At 77.1% G+C, this 2,827-nt stretch carries 2 protein-coding genes; both read left to right on the top strand.

Going from position 1 to position 2,827, the window contains the following annotated elements; translation table 11 throughout:
• Positions 1 to 204: 204 nt before the first annotated feature.
• A complete protein-coding gene (locus tag ABZ885_RS38675; RefSeq protein WP_360199515.1) occupies positions 205 to 1,146 on the top strand; it encodes an NAD-dependent epimerase/dehydratase family protein in 942 nt (313 codons plus the stop codon).
• Between the two features lie 68 nt (positions 1,147 to 1,214).
• Positions 1,215 to 2,827, top strand: a 1,613-nt coding sequence (locus ABZ885_RS38680; protein WP_360199517.1) for a beta-ketoacyl synthase N-terminal-like domain-containing protein, incomplete at its 3' end; no start/stop codon positions are given.

Consider the following 2,827-nt stretch of genomic DNA (forward strand, 5'->3'; position numbering starts at 1 on the left):
ACCCGGAGAACGACCTTGTCGGCAAGGTCCGCGACTACCCGCTGATGCACATCCCGCTGTACCTGGTGATCGAACCTGCGGCCCCACCGCGCGCACCCCCGCGACGGCACCGCCCCGGCCCCGGCCGACGGCCCGGCCGCAGCGGTGGCACAGCGCCGACGCGGCTGAAACAAGAGCTGTACATGACCGGGCTAGGGTGCGGGCGTGAACCTTCATGTCGTCATTGGATTCGGGCCCGCCGGAGCGACCACCGCACGGCTGCTGGCTCAACGGGGCCATACGGTAAGGGTCGTGACCAGGTCGGGCCGGAGCCCGGAACCCGGGATCGAACACGTCGCGCTGGACGCGACCGACAGCGGGCGGCTGATCGAGGCGACGCGGGGCGCCGCCGCGATCCACGCCTGCGCCGCACCGCCCTACCACCGCTGGGCGGACGAGTGGTTGCCGCTGGCCGCGTCGCTCTGCGCGGCGGCCGAGGCGACCGGCGCCGTCCTGGTCATGCTGGGCAACCTCTACGGCTACGGCCCGGTGTCCGGCCCGATGACCGAGGACCTGCCGCTCGCGGCCACCGGCCCCAAGGGACGGGTGCGCGCCCGGGCCTGGGAGCAGGCCCGGAGCCTGCACGAACAGGGCCGGATCAGGGCGGTCGAGCTGCGCGCCTCCGACTTCTTCGGGCCCGGCGTGACCGACGGCGGACACCTCGCCGCCCGGGTCGTACCCCGGGTGCTGCGCGGCAAGCCGGTCTCCACGCTCGGGGACCCGGACGCCCCGCACAGCTGGACGTACCTGCCCGACGTCGCCGCCGCCCTGGTCGAACTCGCCGGCGAGGAACGGGCCTGGGGCCGGGCCTGGCACGCCCCGACCGCCCCCGCGCTGTCCACCCGGGAGATGGTCGGCCGGCTGGCCGCCGCGGCCGGCACCGGACCGGTCGCCGTCCGCCGGATGCCGCCCGTCGTCCTGGGGGCCGCCGCGCTCCTCTCCCCGCTGATCCGCGAACTGAAGGAGATCCGCTACCAGTTCGACGCACCGTTCGTCGTCGACTCCGGCGCCTACGAGGCCGCGTTCACGGTCCGGGCCACCCCGGTCGACGAGCAGGCCGGCGCGACGGTCGCCTGGTGGCGCGAGCGTCTGGCCGCGGCCCGGTGATCCCCGCGACAGACGGGCGCGCGTCCGGCCCGGCGGCCTCGCGGCGGGACGACGTCGCGATCGTGGGCATGGCCTGCCGGTTCCCGGGCGCGCGCGACCTCAACCGCTACTGGCGGCTGCTCACCGCCCCGCAGGCGCAGTTCTCCCGCGTCCCGGACTCGCGGTGGCGCACCGCCGCGTTCCTCGGCGACTACTTCCGGGACGCCTCCTCGGCCTACACGGACACCATGGCGCTGCTGCCGGACGTCGGCCACTTCGACGCCGCGCACTACGGCATCCCGCCGCGGCGGGCCCGCTCGATGGACCCGCAGCACCGGCTGCTGCTCGACCTCGCCCGCGAGGCGCTCCAGGACGCGGGGTGGGAGGCCGGGGGCTTCGACCGCGAGGAGACCTCGGTGATCACCTCGCTCACCGACAGCGGCTACCGCGACATCAGCGCCCTGCAGATCCGGATGCGGCAGCTGGCCGGCGGCGAGTTCGGGGCGCGGGCGACCGGCCCCGGGTGGCGGGAAGCGGTCCGCGCGGTCGACGGGCTGCGCGGCTCCTCCGTGGCCGGGCTGCTGCTCAACATGGGGCCGAACACCATCAGTTCGGTCTTCGACCTGCACGGCGAGAGCTACGCGCTGGACTCCGCCTGCTCGGGCGGGCTGATGGCCGTGGCCAACGCGGTGTTCGCGCTGCGCTCGGGCCGGTGCCGGATCGCCCTCGCGGGCGGCGCCCAGCTGATGCTGACCCCCGACCTGCTGGTCGGGCTGTGCCGGATCGGCGCCGTCTCGCGCAGCGGCCGGTGCCTGCCGTTCGGCGCGCAGGCCGACGGCTTCGTGCTCGGTGAGGGCGCCGGGGTCCTGGTGCTGCGGCCGCTGGCCGACGCGCTGGCGGCCGGCGACCGGGTCTACGCGGTGGTCCGCGGCGTCGGCACGGCCAACGACGGGACCGTGCAGGGCGGTCTGCACCCGCAGGCCGCCGGGCAGCTGCGCGCCCTGCGCCGCGCCTACCGCGACGCGGGCCTGGCCCCGGACTCGGTGGACTACCTGGAGGCGCACGGCACCGGGACCACGGTCGGCGACCCGGTCGAGGTCGGGGTGCTGCGCGAACTGCGCGGGGACGGCGCCGCGCCCGCCCACCTCGGCGCGGTGAAGGCGGTGCTCGGGCACTCGCTCAACGCCGCCGGGATCGCCGGGCTGATCAAGACCGTCCTGGCCGTGCACCGGGGCGTGATCCCGCCGCAGCCGGAGTTCGAGCCGGCCGACCGCGCAGGCCTCGACGCCGCGGGGCTGACCGTAGCGACCTCGCCGGCCGCCTGGCCGGACTCCGGGCGGCCGCGCCGGGCCGGGGTGAGCGCCTTCGGCTTCGGCGGCACCGGCGTGCACCTGGTGCTGGAGGAGTGCACCGCACCGGCCCTCCCCACGACGCCCGAGGAGCCGCAGCTCCTGGTGCTCAGCGCCCGCGACCGGGCCGGGCTGGCCCGGTACGCCCGTGAGCTGGCGGACACCCTCGCCGCCGACCGGCCGCCGCTGGCCCGGGTGGCGGCCACGCTGGCCCACCGCGCGCCGCTCCCGGAGCGCCTGGCCGTGGTCGCGCAGGACGCCGACGACGCCGTCGCCCGGCTGACCGCGGCGGCCGGTGCCGTCGCGGCCGGCCGGACCCACGGGTGCGGGCCGGGCGGGCCGGCCGGCCCGGC

This window comes from Kitasatospora sp. NPDC047058 (genome assembly GCF_040643935.1).
Classification (GTDB): Bacteria; Actinomycetota; Actinomycetes; order Streptomycetales; family Streptomycetaceae; genus Kitasatospora.